The sequence below is a fragment of the Dyella acidiphila genome, from assembly GCF_014863405.1.
Classification (GTDB): Bacteria; Pseudomonadota; Gammaproteobacteria; order Xanthomonadales; family Rhodanobacteraceae; genus Dyella_B; species Dyella_B acidiphila.
The window spans coordinates 151,214-169,037 of record NZ_JACZZA010000009.1 but is presented as its reverse complement, the minus strand read 5'-3'; the positions used below and the strand labels follow the sequence as shown (position 1 = coordinate 169,037).

General features: G+C 64.1%; 17 protein-coding genes. 15 read left to right on the top strand and 2 right to left on the bottom strand.

The features are described 5' to 3' along the window. The first annotated feature begins 41 nt into the window (after positions 1 to 41). The 8 genes from IGX34_RS15230 (at position 42) to IGX34_RS15195 (ending at position 6,579) form a co-directional block, all read left to right on the top strand. Entirely contained in the window at positions 42 to 782 is a 741-nt protein-coding gene (locus IGX34_RS15230) for an SDR family oxidoreductase (RefSeq protein ID WP_192556576.1), read from the top strand. 31 nt (positions 783 to 813) lie between these two features. Continuing rightward, on the top strand, positions 814 to 1,722 hold the full coding sequence (locus IGX34_RS15225; RefSeq protein ID WP_192556575.1) for an SDR family NAD(P)-dependent oxidoreductase: 909 nt from the start codon (positions 814 to 816) through the stop codon (positions 1,720 to 1,722). Positions 1,723 to 1,758: 36 nt separating this feature from the next. Continuing rightward, positions 1,759 to 1,977, top strand: a complete 219-nt coding sequence (locus tag IGX34_RS15220) for a tautomerase family protein (RefSeq protein WP_192556574.1) — start codon at positions 1,759 to 1,761, stop codon at positions 1,975 to 1,977. Positions 1,978 to 2,052: 75 nt separating this feature from the next. Further along, positions 2,053 to 2,355, top strand: coding sequence for a DUF3861 domain-containing protein (locus IGX34_RS15215; protein WP_192556573.1), 303 nt, complete (start codon positions 2,053 to 2,055; stop codon positions 2,353 to 2,355). A gap of 44 nt (positions 2,356 to 2,399) precedes the next feature. After that, the gene (locus IGX34_RS15210) at positions 2,400 to 3,197 is read left to right on the top strand and encodes an alpha/beta fold hydrolase (protein ID WP_192556572.1); all 798 of its coding nucleotides are present in this window, start codon (positions 2,400 to 2,402) and stop codon (positions 3,195 to 3,197) included. Positions 3,198 to 3,401: 204 nt separating this feature from the next. Continuing rightward, positions 3,402 to 4,292: an SAM-dependent methyltransferase gene (locus IGX34_RS15205; protein WP_486599025.1), complete on the top strand. Its 891-nt coding sequence runs from the start codon at positions 3,402 to 3,404 to the stop codon at positions 4,290 to 4,292. Positions 4,293 to 4,458: 166 nt separating this feature from the next. After that, positions 4,459 to 4,755, top strand: coding sequence for a hypothetical protein (locus IGX34_RS15200; protein WP_192556571.1), 297 nt, complete (start codon positions 4,459 to 4,461; stop codon positions 4,753 to 4,755). 9 nt (positions 4,756 to 4,764) lie between these two features. Beyond that, positions 4,765 to 6,579, top strand: a complete 1,815-nt coding sequence (locus IGX34_RS15195; RefSeq protein WP_192556570.1) for a tetratricopeptide repeat-containing diguanylate cyclase — start codon at positions 4,765 to 4,767, stop codon at positions 6,577 to 6,579. Between the two features lie 12 nt (positions 6,580 to 6,591). Here the strand turns inward: IGX34_RS15195 and IGX34_RS15190 are convergent, their stop codons facing one another. Together IGX34_RS15190 and IGX34_RS15185 are read right to left on the bottom strand one after the other, a co-directional pair. Next, positions 6,592 to 7,572, bottom strand: coding sequence for a hypothetical protein (locus tag IGX34_RS15190; protein ID WP_192556569.1), 981 nt, complete (start codon positions 7,570 to 7,572; stop codon positions 6,592 to 6,594). Positions 7,573 to 7,799: 227 nt separating this feature from the next. After that, complete coding sequence (locus IGX34_RS15185) at positions 7,800 to 8,168, bottom strand: hypothetical protein (protein WP_192556568.1); 369 nt, start codon at positions 8,166 to 8,168, stop codon at positions 7,800 to 7,802. Positions 8,169 to 8,625: 457 nt separating this feature from the next. Between IGX34_RS15185 and IGX34_RS15180 the strand changes: the two genes are divergently transcribed. The 7 genes from IGX34_RS15180 to IGX34_RS15150 all read left to right on the top strand — a co-directional run bounded on the left by IGX34_RS15180 (position 8,626) and on the right by IGX34_RS15150 (position 17,781). Beyond that, positions 8,626 to 9,213, top strand: coding sequence for a cysteine dioxygenase (locus IGX34_RS15180; RefSeq protein ID WP_192556567.1), 588 nt, complete (start codon positions 8,626 to 8,628; stop codon positions 9,211 to 9,213). Between the two features lie 65 nt (positions 9,214 to 9,278). Further along, positions 9,279 to 10,673, top strand: coding sequence for an FAD/NAD(P)-binding protein (locus IGX34_RS15175; RefSeq protein WP_192556566.1), 1,395 nt, complete (start codon positions 9,279 to 9,281; stop codon positions 10,671 to 10,673). A 175-nt stretch (positions 10,674 to 10,848) separates the two neighbouring features. Beyond that, positions 10,849 to 14,499, top strand: a complete 3,651-nt coding sequence (locus IGX34_RS15170) for a response regulator (RefSeq protein WP_225737488.1) — start codon at positions 10,849 to 10,851, stop codon at positions 14,497 to 14,499. A 16-nt stretch (positions 14,500 to 14,515) separates the two neighbouring features. Then, positions 14,516 to 15,361, top strand: coding sequence for a CheR family methyltransferase (locus tag IGX34_RS15165; protein ID WP_192556565.1), 846 nt, complete (start codon positions 14,516 to 14,518; stop codon positions 15,359 to 15,361). Continuing rightward, positions 15,358 to 15,927, top strand: coding sequence for a chemotaxis protein CheB (locus IGX34_RS15160; protein WP_192556564.1), 570 nt, complete (start codon positions 15,358 to 15,360; stop codon positions 15,925 to 15,927). The genes IGX34_RS15165 and IGX34_RS15160 overlap by 4 nt, the downstream gene beginning before the upstream one ends. Beyond that, positions 15,924 to 16,922 carry a diguanylate cyclase domain-containing protein gene (locus IGX34_RS15155; protein WP_192556563.1) on the top strand — a complete coding sequence of 333 codons (999 nt, stop codon included), beginning with the start codon at positions 15,924 to 15,926 and terminating at the stop codon, positions 16,920 to 16,922. Before IGX34_RS15160 ends, IGX34_RS15155 begins: the two co-directional genes overlap by 4 nt. 31 nt (positions 16,923 to 16,953) lie before the next feature. Beyond that, entirely contained in the window at positions 16,954 to 17,781 is an 828-nt protein-coding gene (locus tag IGX34_RS15150; protein ID WP_192556562.1) for a helix-turn-helix transcriptional regulator, read from the top strand. The last annotated feature ends 43 nt before the right edge of the window (positions 17,782 to 17,824 follow it).

The following is a 17,824-nucleotide window of genomic DNA, read 5'->3' as shown; positions in this document are numbered from 1 at the left end:
TTTCCCAAGGGCACTCCCGCCCTTCCCACCAGGAGCGAGATATGAATACCCAGCACGCCAAAAGCGCCATTGTCACCGGCGGTTCGCGCGGCATCGGCCAGGCCATTGCCATGCGGCTGGCCGCCGACGGCTTCGCCGTCGCCGTCAACTACGCCGGCAACGCCAGCAAGGCCCAGGAAACGGTGGCCGCGATCGAAGCGGCCGGCGGCAAGGCCATCGCCGTACAGGGCGACATCGGCAACCCCAAGGACGTAGCTCATCTGTTCGCCGCCACCAAGGAGGCCTTCGGCCGCGTCGACGTGGTGGTCAACAGCGCCGGCGTGATGCCGATGGCGCCCATCGCCGAAAGCAGCCTGGAGGCCTTCGACAAGGTCATCGGCACCAATCTGCGCGGCGCCTTCATGGTGATGGCGCAGGCGGCGAAGGAACTGGGCCAGGGCGGCCGCATCATCGCGCTGTCCAGCAGCGTGCTGGCCAAGTCCTTCCCGGCCTACGGCCCGTACATCGCCAGCAAGGCCGGCGTGGAAGGCCTGGTGCATGTGCTGGCCAATGAATTGCGCGGCCGCGACATCACCGTCAATGCGATCGCCCCGGGCCCGGTCGCCACCGAGCTGTTCTTCGACGGCAAGTCCGATGAGCAAGTGAGCCAGATCGCCAAGATGGCGCCGCTGGAACGCATCGGTACGCCGGCAGAAATCGCCGCCGCCGTGTCCTTCCTGGCCGGCCCGGATGGCAGCTGGGTGAACTCGCAAGTGATTCGCGTCAACGGCGGCTTCGCCTGATCCCCCACCTTTTCCCATTGAGGACATCGTCATGAAACAGGTCATTCTGGTTACCGGTGCATCCAGCGGCTTTGGCGCAATGAGCGCGCGTGCGCTGGCCGATGCAGGCCATATCGTCTACGCCAGCATGCGCGACACTGCCGGGCGCAACGCAGCCCAGGTTGCCGCCGCACGCGACTACGCCGCCCAGCACAAGGTTGCGCTGCATACGGTGGAACTGGACGTGCAATCGCAGGCTTCCGCCGATGCCGCCATTGCGCAGGTCATCGCCGAGCAGGGCCGCATCGATACGGTGATGCACAACGCCGGGCATATGGTGTTCGGCGCAGCCGAAGCGTTTACGCCCGAACAGTTTGCACAGCTGTACGACGTGAACGTACTGGGCACGCAGCGAGTCAACCGCGCCGTGCTGCCGCATCTGCGCGCACGCGGCCAGGGTCTGCTGTTGTGGATCGGCAGTTCCAGCCATCGCGGCGGCACGCCGCCGTACCTGGCGCCGTATTTTGCCGCAAAGGCCGCAATGGATGCGGTGGCGGTGAGCTATGCGGGCGAACTGGCGCGCTGGGGTATCGAGACCAGCATCGTGGTGCCGGGCGCCTTCACCAAGGGCACCAATCATTTCGCGCACTCCGCCGCGCCGGCCGACCAGGCCCGCCAGGCCGAATACGACAACGGCGCCAACCAGGGCCTGACCACGGAAATTCTTACCAACCTGGCCGCCTGCGAGCCGCCGGATGCGGATCCGCAAAGCGTCGCCGCTGCAGTCGTGGACGTGGTGAACGCACCCTATGGCCGCCGCCCGTTCCGCGTGCATGTCGACCCGTCGGACGACGGCTGCGAAGTCGTCAATGCAGTAGCCGATCGCATCCGCGCGGAATTCCTGCGCCGCATCCAGCTCGGCGACCTGCTCTCGCCGCAACGCAAGCCGCACGCCGCCTGAGCACGTTCACCCCACCATCAACGTAAGGAAACTCCCATGCCGTTCGCCAATTTCAAACTTCCCGAAGGCATCGTCGATGCCGCCCGCAAGGAAGAAATCATCCACCGCACCACCGCCATGTTCGTCGAGTATTTCGGCGAAGGCGCCCGCCCCTACTCGATGGTGCTGGTGGAGGAAGTCGCCGATGGCGGCTGGGGCCGCGCCGACGAAACGCTCACCCTCGCCAAGATGGGGCTGCCGCCCGCGTCCAAGTAAGTCTGCGCTGCGGCCCATGCTCGTCACGCATGGGCCGCAGCACATCTACGCATCGAACTACGCAGGAACTTCGCCATGTCCACTACATCCGCGCATCGCTATCGCATCCAGGTCGAATGCATCGACGGCGCCAGCACCGCACCGCTGAGCTTCGAGGTGCAGCAGCACGATGACCTGCTCGCCATCGTCGAACGCGTGCGCCACGGCACCGCCTTCGCCGCCGACGATGCGCTGGCGCTGGCGGTAGGCCTGAAGCTATTCACCGGCGTGATGCTGGGCGCACGCCACGATCCCTTGTTCGCCGAGATCCAGCCGGCCATGCGCCGCTTTATCGGCAATCTGAAATCGCGGATTGCGGCCAGTACCGCAAATACCTGAAAGTTGTCCGGCCGCCTGCCACGCACAACCCGCCGATAACCTGCATGTCTTCTGTTTCGAGCCAAGATCTCTTGATCACCACACCGCAAGGGCGCCTGTTTGCCACGCGCTGGGATCCGCCAGGCGATGACGCCAGCCGACGCGCAGCCATCGTGCTGTTGCACGACTCCCTCGGCTGCGTGGCGCTATGGCGCGATTTCCCCGCCGAGCTTGCCCTGGCTACCGGCCGCTGCGTCATCGCCTACGACCGCCTCGGCTTCGGCCGCTCCGATCCGCATGCCGGCAAGCTGGATCGTCATTTTGTCGACGCGGAAGCGCACGGCGGCTTTCGTCACTTGCGCGAAGCGCTGCAGCTGGAACGTTTTGTCGCCTTCGGGCACAGCGTGGGCGGCGGCATGGCGGTGGCCTGCGCAGCCGCCCATGGGGCTCATTGCACGGCGTTGATTACCGAATCGGCGCAGGCCTTTGTCGAGGACCGCACCATCCGCGGCATTCTCGCTGCACAGCAGGCCTTCCAGTCGCCCGGGCAGTTGGAACGTCTGGCGAAATATCACGGCGACAAGGCTGCCTGGGTACTGAGCGCCTGGATCGATACCTGGCTGGCACCGGATTTCGCCGATTGGCAGCTGGACGAGGATCTGCGCCGCGTGTCGTGCCCGGCGCTGGCCATTCACGGCGAGCTGGATGAATACGGCTCGGTGCGTCATCCCGAGCGCATCGCCGCGCTGGTCGCCGGGCCATCCCACAGCCTGATCCTGCCGGCATGCGGACATGTGCCCCATCGCGAACAGCCCCCTGCGGTGATCGATGCGGCACGGCATTGGCTCGCAGCGGTGGCATGACCGGTTAGTTCTCAACGCCTGATCGTCGCGTAGCAGTGATGCCCGAAGCGGCATGGAGAGGCCACCTCCAGCGCGAGAAATTTCGGCGGCATCACTGACCGAAACCCAAGTCCGTGTTGGGGCGCAATTGGACGTTCTTCGTCGCTCGCCAGATCGCGTTTCCGTCATCCTGCACATGACCATGCCCAGGCTGCCCCGCGCAGCTTGGCGCGTTCTGTTCGTCCACTTCCGGGCACACAATTTGCTTTGGACAGGACCATGAATACGACCAGCTCACCTCCAAGCAACGAGCCCCGCCGCGGCAGCCTGTCCTGTGTCGGCATGGGCATGACCCTGGGTTCCCATCTGACGCCGTTGGCACGCAACCATATCGAGCAGGCCGATGTGATTTTCGCGGGCCTTTCCGACGGCGTGGTGGAGCTGTGGTTGCAGCGCATGCATCCGGATGTGCGCAGCCTCCAGCCCTATTACCAGCACGGCAAGTCGCGGATGAAGACCTATAAACAATGGGTCGCGCTGATCATGGCCGAAGTGCGGGCCGGCAAGCGGGTCTGCGGCGTGTTCTACGGCCATCCCGGCATCTTTGCCTGGGCGCCGCACAAGGTCATCGAGCTGGCCCGCGCCGAAGGTTTCCAGGCGCATATGGAGCCAGGCGTGTCGGCAGAAGACTGCCTCTATGCAGACCTGGGCATCGACCCGGGCCGCTATGGTTGCCAGCATTTCGAGGCCAGCCAGCTGCTGATCTATGAACGGCGCATCGACCCCACCGCCTATCTGGTGCTGTGGCAGGTCGGCCTGGTGGGCGACCGCTCCATGGCACGCTTCCAGACCGGCCCGGAATATCGGCAGGTACTGGTGGATGTGCTCAGCCGGGACTACCCGCTGGAGCACGAAGTGCTTATTTACCGCGGCGCCACCCTGCCGATCGAAAAGCCGCGCGTGCGCCGGGTGGCGCTGCGCAATTTGCCTCATGTCCCACTCAACTCCGAGGAAACGGTAATCTTGCCGCCAGCTCAGTCCCTGAAGCCGAACCTGGCGATGCGGGAACGCTTGGATGCATTGGACAACATAGATACGACAGGCATGCCGGCCTGAGGGAGGCCGGATGCCATGACACGAAACGCAGCGGCGCTGCGACGCGCACGTAGGGGCGGATCTTCAGCGCGCGCACGGCCGAATGCTTTACCAGGCTGGCGGTCCCGGTCATTCGGCCAGGGCTGTCCAGCCGCTATAAGTCCATCTCAGGAACAGGGAGAACTGCATGTCTGACACGATTGAATTGCTGGAAACCATTGGACGCGACGCGTCGCTGCGTCACGCCCCGCTCGAAGAACTGGCTGACAAGCTCAGGCAGGCCCAGGCCTCGGAGACGCTGATCGCCGCCGTCGAAACGGCCGACAGCAGCGTGCTGACGGTCGAACTCGGCCACGAGAAGCTGGATCCGCCGCAGGGCACGCTCGGCCCCTGCCACGAGGAAGACGAACCCGATCAGGACGACGAGCCGCATCATCATCCACGTCCGACGCCCGATCAGGACAAGTCCTCTCCCAAGCATTAACTGCTGGCAATGTTTCGGCCAAGCACGCGCTCCCGGCCGTGGCCTGCATGGGCAGGCACGCTGCTGGGTGCGTTTCTACTTGGTGCGTTTCTACTTGGCGCATTCCTGCCGAGCGCGCATGCCGCCGCCACCGATAACGGTGCGGCGGCAACCCTGGACCAAGCCGAACACATACGCACCAAGGACCATCCGCGCTTCGTGCAGATGCTGGCGCAGCTGCAGAGCGAATCGCCTGGCCTGAGCAAAACCGAGCAATGGCATTTGCGTTACCTCCAGGCGTGGGAAACCACCTTCGAGGGCAATTACGTCAAATCGCAACAACAACTGCAGGACGTTATCGATCACTCCGGCGACACCACGCTGGCGATCAAGGCATCGGCGGTGCTGTTGAGCAATTTCGGTTTCACCCGCCGCTACGTCGAAGCGTTTACGCTCGCCAACCGACTCACCGCGGAATTGCCTGAGGTGAAGGATCCGCTGGCCAGTTATCTGCTGTTGTTCAATCTCTCCCAGGCACTGAATTTTGCCGGCCAGACCGAACTGGCGATCAAGTACGCGCACATGATGGAAAGCACCGTTCCCGCCGGCGAAAGCCTGTGCGAACCGTTGTCGATGCAGGTGGCCGCGCTTTACAACGGCAAGCGGCTTACCGCTTCCAGTCCGCTACTGCAGCGCGCCATCGATACCTGCGTCGCCGCCGGGCAAAAGGTTGCCGCCAATAGCATGTGGCTGGTGCTGGGCAGTCTTTACATGGATGAGAACCAGCCGGAAAAGACCATCGCCTTGCTCGACCGGCTGGCACCGAGCATCAGCAGCAATCATTTTTATTTCCACATGCTGTCCTCGCAGGTTGAACGGGCAAGGGCCTACGCCAAGCTGGGCAAAGACAACGACGCCAGGAAGGCCGCGCTGGCCGCGCTGGCCATGAGTCATCCCAACGACATCAGCGAATGGCTGATGACCGCCTACGAAGTGCTTTACCAGGTGGAAAAAAAACAAGGCCACAACGCTGCCGCGCTGGCCTACTACGAACAATACGTGGTGCAGGACAAAGGCTATCTCAACGACATCAGCGCCAGGACGCTGGCCTACGTGACGGCCCAGCAGCAGACGCTGGCGCAGCGGCTGGAAACCGAACGCCTGTCGCGGGAAAACAAGATCCTGCAGTTGCAGCAGGCGCTGGTCACCAAGGCGGTCGAAACCGGGCGGCTGTACATCGCGCTGCTGCTGCTGGCGCTGGTTACGATCGCGTTCTGGCTGCTCCGGCTGAAACGCTCGCAGCTGCGCTTCAAGCGTCTGGCGCGGCTGGATGGCCTCACCGGCATCTTCAATCACCAGCATTTTATCGGCGAAGCCGAACGCGCGCTGCGCGTGCTGGAAAAAAAGGGCGGCGGCGCCTGTCTGATCTCCATCGACCTGGATCACTTCAAGCACGTCAACGATACGCATGGCCATGCCATTGGCGATACCGTGCTCAAGCACACTGTTACCGTGTGCAAGCATCATCTGCGTCCGGCCGATCTGTTCGGCCGCCTCGGCGGCGAAGAATTTGGCATCCTGCTGCTGGATTGCTCTCGCCACCAGGGGACGCTCATCGCCGATCGCATCCGGCTGGCGATCGAGGCTACCCGGGTGGAAGTCGACGGCAGCGTCGTATCGTTTTCCGCCAGCATCGGCCTGGCCTGCACCGATGCCGCGAGCTACAACCTGCAGCACCTGTGCAGGGAAGCGGATGCCGCGCTCTATATCGCCAAGCGCACCGGACGCAATCGCGTCATTGTCGGCAACAGTGGCGACGGCGACAGCAGCCGTTTCGGCACCTGATCCGGCGCCGCGCTATTCCGAAATCGCCAGCACGCAGGCGTCCGCGCCGTAGCTGCGGCAGCACACCTCGAAGATCGACAGCTCCTGGCTGGAAACGGCCGGACCCAGCAAACCTTGCAGATAACCGCTGAAGAACTTGCAGCCCGAATGTCCGGGTGTGCACAAGGGACTGTTGCGGATATGCAGGCCTTCGCCTTTGTATTCCACCTCCACCACCGCGCCCAACGCCGGCACGCCGATGCGCGTGATCGCTTCGGCCAGGGCGAGCTTCGCGCTGGCGCCATAGTCGCGCGCGAACACCCAGCCACCGGTACGCTGCCCGATCGACAGCAGCGAGGATTCGCGCGCCGCGTCGGCGACCTTTTCCTGCAGCTGCTGCAAGGATGGAAAAATCTTCGGATAGTCGCCCTGCATGCGCGGCAGCAACTGCTCGATCGCTGCTTCGTCCGGCCCTAGCGGTACCACCTCGACGAAGGGCTGTGGCGGCTCGACGACCGGCGTCGGTGCCGGCGCGGGTTTGGGTTCGAGCAGGAAGATGAAATCGGGATCCGGTTCTGCCGCCGATAGCGGTGCCGATGCCGGCGCCACGACCGCCACGGGCGGTGCCGGCGCCAGTGCCGGAGCGGGTGCGGGTGCTGCAGCCGGAACGGCCGGCGTCGGTATCACCGGCGCAGTTTCGGGCTCGGCCTTGGGCAGCGGCGCAGCCGGTGCATACGCAAACGTGCGCGCGGCGGCGAAGTGCGGTTTCGGCGGCCCATCCTCAAACAGCGCGATTTCAAAACTGATGATGCGCTCGTGCGCCTCCAGCGCCGTTTCCAGCGCACGCTGCTTGCGCGCCGGTCCGCGCACGACCAGGGTCATCAGCACGCCGTTGGGATCCTGCACCAGCCGTTGCCGCTGCACGGTAAAACCACTGGCGACGACGACCTTGCCGACGTCGATGAGAAGACCCTCTCGCGTAGCCGAGAGGGCCTGTACCTCCAGCTCGATCATTAGGCCCCCCTGTCGTCGACGCTGGCTATTGAATTGTGGCGGTCACGACGGGCGTTTCCGCAGGCGGCAACTCTGCCGCATCTGCGTTGCATCAGCAAGATGCACGCACTTTGTCATGTATTAGCTGTGATGGGGGCCTCGGTAAACGGCGCTTTCCTGACAAGTGCCCAGCCGGACGGCATGGCCGTTCCGTCACGCGGCCATCACCCTCGTGGATGACGCGTGGCTTACGAAATCGAATGCGTCTGCTGCCAGGCCCGGTCGATATCGATCCGGTGTGTCCTGCATGCATCCACGTTGTTCAACAGCAAGGCACGCCGTTGCGAAAACTCCACCAGCACGTCGTAAAAACAACCGTGGCTGATATCCATGGCGACCGTGGCCTCGCCCATATAGCCGCCATCCAAACTCACATAACCACCATGGACGACACCGTGCAGTTTTACCGGCTTCCAGTCGCCGCTACCCGGTTTTGCCAGCGAGATCGCCACCACCGGATCGCCGCTGCCGTTGATGAAATCGACATAGCCAGCCGACGCGGCGATCGCCAACGGCGAAACCACCAGGACTCCCAGCATGGACCATTTATGACGCATGACGTACTCCCCAGGAAAAAAGCAAAGCCATACCCTTCCGGCCATCTCGGAGGTGGCCGGTTCAGCAGGAATGGATGCGAGCTCCCCGCGAAAGGTTTACTGCGCCGGTGAAGACAAGTGACGAACCCGGTATCTCGCCGCGAAAAGAAAATCGTTAGGCAAGCGTTAGATGATGCGATTTAGACGGCCAAACATCCATTCGCATTCACATATTCCAAACATGTCGAGCCGATCGCCATCGTGTTATTCGCTACACCCACAGTTGTAAGACGAAATCAGTCCTACTCATCCACCCCATGCCAATGCAAGGCTTTGCATCGATCCATCCGGATGCGCGTCACGCTTGCTTGCCGTTTCTTCATATCGCCATGAAATCTTGCAACTAGCGTCTAGCAGTTCTTTAACAGCGGCTGTGGTTCTTTCATGGTCGAGTACGCCAACACACCAGGGTTGACCTATGCACGACGCACTCAGACCTGCTACCACCGATTGGGCGCAGCGCATCCTCGACACGGTCGATGCCTGCCTGCCGAAGCACGCGCCTGTGGATGTGTCAGCGCTGGCCAAAGCGCTGGCGACGGCATCGACTTGGGCAGGATGTCCGCAAGCGGCGGACCTGCTCGATGCAACGGCCAGCACGCCATATCGCCGCATTGCTCTGGCCGATCCCCAGGCACACGGCTATGAAGCCTTGTTGATTCTGTGGCCGCCCGGCCATGCCACGCCGATCCACGATCACGATGGCCTGTGGGGCATGGAAATCATGCTCGACGGCGTGCTGGAAGTGGAAGCTTTCGATCTTTCGCTGCAGCAGGATCCGCAGCTGGTTTCGCGCGGCGTGTCGGTGATCGGCATCGGCGATCACCTGGCCTTTTCGCAGGCCGACTACGCACATCGCTGCCGCAATCTTTCCGCCAACTGCGCAGCCTTGTCGCTGCATATCTACGGCGGCGCGCTGGATACGTATCGCAGCTATCACGCGCAAGACGAAGGACAGTGGGCCAGCACCACGCATCACGCGGTGCGCGAGCCCGCCCTGATCTGATCCTGCCTGTTTGGTTTGGCCGGCGCCGCATTGCCGCCGCCACTGACGCCGTTTGAGGAATGGTTATGACTGATATCGCAATCATCGGTGGCGGCGCAGCCGGCGCGGCATTGTTCGGCGCACTGCTGAACCGCGAACACGGCGGCAGCTTGCACTGGATTACCGGCCCGGCCACACCGGGCCGCGGCGTGGCCTATGCCACGCAGGAAGAGCACCACCTGCTCAACGTGCGCGCGGTGGGCATGGGTTTGTACGTCGACCAGGACGAGGACTTCGTGCAGCACGCCACGCGCCAGCGCGCGGACGTGCGCGCCACCGATTTCCTGCCGCGCCGCCTGTTCGGCGATTTCGTCGAAGCACAATGGCGCAAGCGCATGACCGCCGCCGAAAAGCGCGCACGCCCGTTTGCGCTGCATACGGTCGAGGCGTTGCGCGTGGAGCCACAGATTCACGGCTACGACGTGCTGTTGTCCGACCAGCGGACCCTGCATGTGGATACCGTGATCCTGGCGGTCGGCGCGCTGTCGCCGCGCCCGTTGCGCACGGTGTCCGCGCAGGCGCTGGCCAGCGGCGCCTTCGAACTCAATCCGTGGAACCTGCCGCGGCGCAGCCGCGCACCGCGCCGGCTGATCGTGATCGGCACCGGGCTGACCGCGGTGGATACCTTGCTGTCGGCCTCGCGGCAATGGCCGGATACCGAATTGGTCGCGGTGTCGCGGCACGGCCTGCTGCCATTCGTGCATCCGGAACTGCCGGCCCAGCCGTATCCGCAGCAGGACCAGCTCAATGCGCAGCTGCTCGCCAGCGCCGCCACGGCCGGCATGCTGCGCACGATCCGCCACGCCATACGCCATGCGCCGCAGGTCGACTGGCGCAGCGTGATCGACGGCATGCGCCCGATCAACACCACCGTCTGGCAGGGCCTGAGCCTGGCGCGGCGCCGCCAGTTCCTGCGCCATGCGCGCTGGATCTGGGAAGCCGCACGCCATCGCACTGCGCCCGCCTCGGCGGAATTCATCCAGCAACTGCGCGATGAAGGCCGCCTGCAGGTGCATGCGGCACGCGTGCTCGGGGTGGACGGCCAAGGCCCGCTCGATGTCACCGTGCGCGCCCGCGCCAGCCAGGCGCTGTCCCGCCTGCAGGCCGACCTGGTAGTGCAGGCTACCGGGCTGGATACGGCGGTGGCCTTTACCGAACACGCCTTGCTGGCGCAGCTGATCGAGGATGGCCTGGCGGTGGCCGATCCGCTGCAGCTGGGCGTTGCCGCCCAGCCCGATGGCCGGCTGATCAATGCGCGCGGCGATGCACAGCCGGGGCTGTATGCGATCGGCTCGCTGCTGCGCGGCAATCTATGGGAATGCACGGCGATGCCGGAAATCCGGGCCGCCGCGCATACGCTGGCCGCGCATCTGGCGGCCGAGCGCAATGGCGCACCGGCAAGCTCGCCCGCCACGGTCTAAGCCGCCCCTGCACATCCGTTCAACGCAAGCCTGTCTATCGTGCCGGCGCAGGCCAGCACGACGGCGGGGCCGGGCGCTATCGTCCCTGCCGCCATCTCGCTAATCTGGCCGCCAGCCGCCCTGCCCGCCATGGATCGCAGCAGGTGCGCCTTACTGCCAATCAGCGGGATTCCCTATGGTCAGCTCCACCGTCACGCCAATGCCCCGGAAAAAGTATTCGTGGCTGACCAACCTGCCGATCCGCTACAAGATCATGCTGGCGATCGGCCTGTTGCTGGGGCTGTTCCTGCTGACCAGCCTGATCAATGCCATTTCGCAGAATCGCCAGACCGAAACGCGGCATTGGGCCGACCACACGTATGAAGTGCTGCTGCAGATCCAGGGCGCGCAGCAGAGCGCGCTGTCCGCGCAGCTGGGGCTGCGCGGCTATCTGATCAGCCACAAATCCACCGAGCTCGATCGCCTGACCAGCAGCGACAAGGAATTCCTGCAACAGCTGGCGCAACTGCGCCAGCTCACCTCGGACAACTCGCTGCAGCAATTGCGCATCGACCATATCCAGGAACTGGTCGCACGCTGGGACAGCGAAATGCAGAAGATGCTGCTCGTGCCCGACGCGGCCGTGCAGGCCCCGGCCACGCCGGCCGGCATGCAGCAGTTGGCACAGATCCAGGCCGACTATCTCGCGCGCCGCAGCGTAAAAACGGAAGACTACACGCGCGTGCTCGACGCCATGACCGGCACCGAACGCCAGCTGCTGATCGAGCGCAACCACAATGCGGAACGGCTGCTGCGCAATACGCTGTATGTCAACGTGATCAGCGCGATCATCGGCCTGCTGCTCGGCCTGACCGTGATCTCGCTGACCTCGCGCATGGTGACGCGCCCGATCCGCCGCCTGGCCGAACTGATGACCCGCCTGGCCGATCACGATCACGAGATCGAGATCCGCGGCTCCGGCCGCCGCGACGAAGTGGGCGAGATCGCCAAGGCGCTGGAAGTGTTCAAGCAGATGGTGATCGACTCCGAAGAACAGGCGCTGCTGAAAAACGACGCCGCTGCAATCTCCAACAGCCTGCAGCACGCCACCAGCCACCGCGACTTTGCCGAACGCCTGACGTCCACCCTGACCCCGCTGGTACATGCCGGTGTCTCGGTGTTCTACGGCTACGACGAATCGCGCCAGCGGCTGGACCTGCTCGGCAGCTACGGCATGCGCCTGCAGAACAGCGCCGATGCGTATATGCCCGGTGAAGGCCTGGTCGGCCAGTGCGCGCTGTCGCGCCAGGCGATCAGCCTGGACCAAGTACCGGAAAACTATCTGCGCATCGACTCCGGCAGCGGCACCGCGCTGCCCAGGCACATCACCATCCGTCCGCTGCTATTGCGCGAACAGCTGGTTGGCGTGCTGGAATTTGCCGGCTTTACGGCACCCACGGCGCTGCATCGGCAATTGCTGGATGAATTGCTGCCGATGGCCGCGCTTACGCTGGAAAACCTCAACCGCGCAGTGAACACCCAGGACCTGCTCGAACAAACCCGCGAGCAAGCCGACGAACTGCGCATTTCCGCCGTCACCATGCGCCAGCAGCAGGAAGCGCTGCGAAATGCCAACGACACCTTGCAGACCAAGACCTACGAACTGGAAGAACAGTCGCAGCGGCTGCAGGCCTCCGAAGAAGAACTGCGCGTGCAGGCTGACGAACTGCAGGCTTCCAACGAAGAGCTGCGGCTGAAAACCGACACCTTGCGCCAGCAGAAGCAGCAGGTGGAAGCACTGCAGCGCGAGACCTCGCAGAAAGCCGAAGAACTGGCCCGCGCCAGCCAGTACAAGAGCGAGTTCCTGGCCAATATGTCGCATGAGCTGCGCACACCGCTGAACAGCTTGCTGATCCTGTCACGCAGCCTGGCCGACAACCGCGAAGGCAACCTGGATGGCGAACAAGTGGAGTCGGCGCGGATCATTCACGATGCCGGCTCCAGCCTGCTGCGGCTGATCAACGACATCCTCGATTTGTCCAAGATCGAAGCCGGCAAGATGGAATTGTCGCTGGTGGATTTGCCGCTGCAGAACCTGGCACGCAGCCTGCGCCGCACTTTCGACCACGTGGCGCGCGAGAAAAAACTCGCCTACGAAGTAAGCGTGGACGAGCAGTTGCCGGTCGAGATCCACACCGACCCGAACCGGCTGGAGCAGATCATCAACAACCTGCTCGCCAATGCTTTCAAGTTCACCACCAAGGGCAGCGTGCGCGTGCAGATCGGCCGGCCGGCCGGCGACCTGCCGGTGCCCGAAGCAATGAAGAGCCAGCCCTTGCTGGCGATCAGCGTAAAGGACAGCGGCATCGGCATTCCCCCCGACAAGCTCGAACGCATCTTCAATGCCTTCGAGCAGGCCGACAGCAGTACCAGCCGCCAGTTCGGCGGTACCGGGCTGGGGCTGAGCATTTCGCGCCGCATGGCCGCGCTGCTCGGCGGCGATATCGTGTTGCGCAGCGAGGTCGGCCAGGGCAGCGAATTCGTGCTGCTGCTGCCCGAACAGGCACCGGCAGCGGACGAAGCAGCGCCAGGCACGACAACCGCAGTGCAGATACCCACGCCGCGTCCAGTCACACGCTCCATGCTGCCGGCCGAAGGCCTGAACGACGACCGCGAGCGCATCGCTCCCGGCGACAGCGTGATCCTGATTGTCGAAGACGATCCGTCGTTCGCGCGCATCCTCGCCGACATCGTGCGCCAGAAAGGCCATCGCATGCTGCATGCGCCCGATGGCGAAGAAGGCCTGGCACTGGCGCGCCGCTACCATCCGGTCGGCATTCTGCTCGATGTGATGCTGCCGGGCATGGACGGCTGGACGGTGATCGAACGCCTGAAGGCCGATCCAGCCACGCGCCATCTGCCGGTGCATTTCCTTTCCGCCACCGACGATGCGTCGCGCGGGCGCGAACTGGGCGCGGTGGGTTTCCTTACCAAGCCGGTGACGCGCGAGGCGATCAACGATGCCTTCGAGCGGCTGCTGCATTTCGCCAAGGGCCGCACGCGCCATCTGCTGGTGGTCGATGACGACGCCAACGCACGCGCCGCGGTGCGCAGCTTGCTGAGCCAGGACGATGTGCAGATCGACCAGGCCGGCTCCGGCGAGGAAGCGCTGCAGAAGATTGCCGAAACCGGCTACGACTGCATCGTGCTGGATCTGGGTCTGCCCGGTATTTCCGGCCTGGAACTGCTGGAACGACTGTCCAATACCGGCAGCATTCCGCCGGTGGTGGTGTATTCCGGCCGCGAACTCAGCCGCGAGGAAAACCTCCGTATCCGCCAGTACACCGACAGCATCGTGATCAAGGGCGCGCGTTCGCCCGAGCGCCTGCTGGACGAAGTCAGCCTGTTCCTGCACAGCATCCGGCAATCGAGCGGCCCGGAGGCGAACGCGCCCTCGCCCACTTACGATGGCCTGAGCGGACATCATGTGCTGCTGGTGGACGATGACATGCGCAACCTGTTTGCGCTGTCCAAAGTGCTGCGCAGCTGGGGACTCAACATCAGCATGGCGCAGGATGGCCCCAAGGCCCTGCAGCAGTTGGACGACAACAAGAACGTGGAACTGGTGCTGATGGACATCATGATGCCCGGCATGGACGGTTACGAAGTGATGCGCGCGATCCGCGCCCAGCCCTCGCTCAGCCAGCTGCCGATCATCGCGCTGACCGCCAAAGCCATGCGCGGCGACCGCGAACAGTGCCTGGAAGCGGGCGCCAACGATTATTTGTCCAAGCCGATCGACCTGGACAAGCTCGCGTCCATGATGCACGTGTGGCTGCGCGGCTGAGCAGCAGGACGCGAGCGTGGACGCCAAGGAACTGGACGACATCGAAGTGGCGCTGTTCATCCAGGCGATGCAGCGTCGCCACGGCTACGACTTCAGCCAGTACGCACCGGCCTCGCTCAAGCGCCGCGTGCAGCAGCTGGCCGACCAACTGCAATGCCGCACCATCAGCGGCCTGACCGAGCGCATGCTGCACGAACCGCCGCTGCTGCCGCGCGTGCTCGACGGGCTCACCGTGCCCGCCTCGGACATGTTCCGCGACCCCGGGCTGTTCCGCAGTCTGCGCGAACAGGTGCTGCCGATGCTCGCCTCCTACCCGCAGATCAATATCTGGCAGGCCGGCTGCGCACACGGGCAGGAGGTGTATTCGCTGGCCATCCTGCTGGAAGAAACCGGCCTGTACGAACGCACGCAGATCTTCGCCACCGACCTCAGCGAACGCGCCTTGCGCCAGGCTGAAGAGGGCATCTATCCGGCGCGCGAGGCACAGCAGTGGTCGCGCAACTACCAGGCTTCCGGCGGCACCTGCTCGCTGGCCGACTACTACAGTGCCCGCTACAACCTGATCAAACTGGATCAGCGCCTGCGCCGCAACGTCACCTTCGCCCAGCACAACCTGGTTTCCGACGGCGTGTTCTGTGAAGCGCATCTGATCTTGTGCCGCAACGTGATGATCTACTTTTCCAATGTGCTGCAGGATCGAGTGCTGGCGTTGTTCCGCGACAGCCTGGTACGGGGCGGCTTCCTGTGCCTGGGCCTGCGCGAAAGCCTCGACTACGCGGCCAACGCGGCAAGCCTCGCGCCCTTCGACGAGCGCTTGCGAATCTTCCGGCTGGCCAGCCAAGCGGAGCGCAAAGCGCCATGAACACGCCGCAAGCTATTGCGATCGGTTGTTCGGCCGGCGGCGTGGATGCGCTCAAGGCCGTGATCGGGGGCTTCGATGCCCAGATGCAGCAGACCGTGATCGTGTGCTGCCATACCGGCTCCGACACGGTGGAACTGCTGTGCGAAGTGCTGCAGCGTGTATCGCCCTTGCCGGTGATCGAGGCGCAGGAACGCCACCGGGCACAGCCCGGCACTGTCCATCTGGCGCCAAGTGGCTACCATTTGCTGGTGGAAGCGGACCGCTACTTTGCGCTGTCGATCGACGCACGCGTGCACTACGCGCGCCCTTCCATCGACGTGATGTTCTATTCGGCAGCGGAGGTATGGCGGGAAAAATTGCTGGGCATCGTACTCACAGGGGGAAATGCCGATGGCGCCTCAGGCCTGCAACGGATACGGGCATTGGGCGGCACCGCCATTGTGCAATCGCCATCCAGCGCGGAAATGCCGGTGATGCCGCAAGCGGCCCTGGACATTGCCGGCGCGGATTACTGCGTTGATCTGACCGACATCGCCCCACTGATCCATCGACTGTGTCTTGCATGAGTACACCCAATCCAAAAATTCTGGTGGTCGACGACACCCGCGCCAACCTGGTGGCCATGCGCCGCCTGCTCGCCGACTGCGGCGCCGAGCTGGTCGAGGCCAGCAGCGGCAACGAGGCACTGTCGCTCTGCCTGGACCAGCAATTCGCGCTGATCCTGCTCGACGTGAACATGCCCGACATGGACGGCTTCGAAGTCGCCGCCCTGCTCGGCGAAGCCGAACAGTTGCGCGATACGCCGGTGATCTTCGTCACCGCCGCCTATGCCGACGATCTCAATCGCCTGAAGGGCTATCGTTCCGGCGCGGTGGATTACATCGCCAAGCCGATCAACGACGTGATCCTGCAATCGAAGGTGCGCGTATTCCTGGAGCTGCATTCGGCGCGCATGCAATTGCAGCAGACCCTGGAAGAACTGTCCGAGCGCAATCGCCAGTTGCAGGTGGAAATCGCCGAGCGCCAGCGCGTGGAAGCCAAGGTGCGCCACCAGGCCACCCACGACATGCTCACCAGCCTGCCCAACCGCGTGCTGTTCCACGACCAGCTGCGTGCCGCCATGACCGGCGCGCAGCCGGGCCGCCGCTTTGCGCTGGCACTGGTGGATATCGACGGCTTCAAGGCGGTGAACGATACGCACGGCCATCCGGCCGGCGACGCGCTGCTGCAGGCGATTGCCGGACGTCTCAATCATCACGTGCGCAGCGGCGATACCGTGGCCCGGCTGGGTGGCGACGAATTCGCGCTGATCTTCGAAAACGTCGGCGAGATCGAACCGGTTTTGCAACGCTGCCGGGAAATCTGCGACATGCTGGCCAAGCCTTATCCGCTGGCCAATACGCGCGGCGACTTTGTCGCGCACGTCAGCGCCAGCATCGGCGTCGCCGCGTGGGAGTCGCAGCTGGAATCCGACGAAGCGCTGATCCAGGCCGCCGACCGTGCGCTGTATCAGGCCAAGGAAAAAGGCAAAAACTGCTGCGTATTGGCCGGCGGCGGTTGAGCGCCACCAGCGCCAGGCGCATCATCCGGCGATGGCCGACTTCCAGATCAGCCCGCTGTTGGACACGCGCACCCTCGCCTTGCGCGATGTGCGCTGCGCAGGCCATTGCCGGCATCGCAGCGAGGAGGAATGCACCGCGCAGACGCACCTGGTGTTTCCGTATCGTGGCGTATACCTGCGCCACGTCGGCAGCGACCAGGCCGTGGCCGATGCCAACCACGTGTTGTTCTTCAATGCCGACCAGGCCTACCAGGTCAGCCATCCGGTAAACGGCGGCGACGCGAATATGTCGCTCAGCCTGTCGGCGGCGCTGCTGCAGGAACTGGCGCCGCCCGACTTGCTGGCAAAGGGTGGCGCATTGCAGTTCCGGCGCCAGTCGCTGCGTATCGATCCACGCGCACAGGCCCTGGTTGCTTTGCTGCGGCATGGCCTGGAAAACGGCGCGATCGAGCCGCTGGAAGCCGAAGGCCTGGTGCTGACCCTGGTCTGCCGCAGCCTGGGTCCGCGCACCACGCATGAGCCTGCATCCACGCAGGCACGGCGCCGCCTCGCGGACCGCGTGAAACTGCTGCTGGCCAGCGATCTGGGCCGGCGCTGGACGCTGGCCGGCATCGCTGCCGAGATCGGCGGTTCGCCGGTGTATCTCACCCAGGTGTTCCAGCAGGTGGAAGGTATTCCGCTGTACCGCTATCAGCTGCGCCTGCGTCTGGCGCGGGCGCTGGACCTGATCGATGCATACGAAGATCTGTCGGCGCTGGCAGCAGATCTGGGATTTTCCAGCCACAGCCATTTCAGCTCGGCATTCCGGCAGGCCTATGGGCGCTCGCCGGCGGCATTCAGGCAATCCTTCCGCAGCTGAGCCGGTCGCTAAAGATTTCGACAGCGCAGAACCGCCACGAATG

Bases quoted from the DNA above. Each gene is read 5' to 3' on its own strand.
- IGX34_RS15230 (WP_192556576.1), top strand. From the start codon at position 42: ATGAATACCCAGCACGCCAAAAGCGCCATTGTCACCGGCGGTTCGCGC.
- IGX34_RS15225 (WP_192556575.1), top strand. From the start codon at position 814: ATGAAACAGGTCATTCTGGTTACCGGTGCATCCAGCGGCTTTGGCGCA.
- IGX34_RS15220 (WP_192556574.1), top strand. From the start codon at position 1,759: ATGCCGTTCGCCAATTTCAAACTTCCCGAAGGCATCGTCGATGCCGCC.
- IGX34_RS15215 (WP_192556573.1), top strand. From the start codon at position 2,053: ATGTCCACTACATCCGCGCATCGCTATCGCATCCAGGTCGAATGCATC.
- IGX34_RS15210 (WP_192556572.1), top strand. From the start codon at position 2,400: ATGTCTTCTGTTTCGAGCCAAGATCTCTTGATCACCACACCGCAAGGG.
- IGX34_RS15200 (WP_192556571.1), top strand. From the start codon at position 4,459: ATGTCTGACACGATTGAATTGCTGGAAACCATTGGACGCGACGCGTCG.
- IGX34_RS15195 (WP_192556570.1), top strand. From the start codon at position 4,765: ATGTTTCGGCCAAGCACGCGCTCCCGGCCGTGGCCTGCATGGGCAGGC.
- IGX34_RS15190 (WP_192556569.1), bottom strand. From the start codon at position 7,572: ATGATCGAGCTGGAGGTACAGGCCCTCTCGGCTACGCGAGAGGGTCTT.
- IGX34_RS15185 (WP_192556568.1), bottom strand. From the start codon at position 8,168: ATGCGTCATAAATGGTCCATGCTGGGAGTCCTGGTGGTTTCGCCGTTG.
- IGX34_RS15180 (WP_192556567.1), top strand. From the start codon at position 8,626: ATGCACGACGCACTCAGACCTGCTACCACCGATTGGGCGCAGCGCATC.
- IGX34_RS15175 (WP_192556566.1), top strand. From the start codon at position 9,279: ATGACTGATATCGCAATCATCGGTGGCGGCGCAGCCGGCGCGGCATTG.
- IGX34_RS15170 (WP_225737488.1), top strand. From the start codon at position 10,849: ATGGTCAGCTCCACCGTCACGCCAATGCCCCGGAAAAAGTATTCGTGG.
- IGX34_RS15160 (WP_192556564.1), top strand. From the start codon at position 15,358: ATGAACACGCCGCAAGCTATTGCGATCGGTTGTTCGGCCGGCGGCGTG.
- IGX34_RS15155 (WP_192556563.1), top strand. From the start codon at position 15,924: ATGAGTACACCCAATCCAAAAATTCTGGTGGTCGACGACACCCGCGCC.
- IGX34_RS15150 (WP_192556562.1), top strand. From the start codon at position 16,954: ATGGCCGACTTCCAGATCAGCCCGCTGTTGGACACGCGCACCCTCGCC.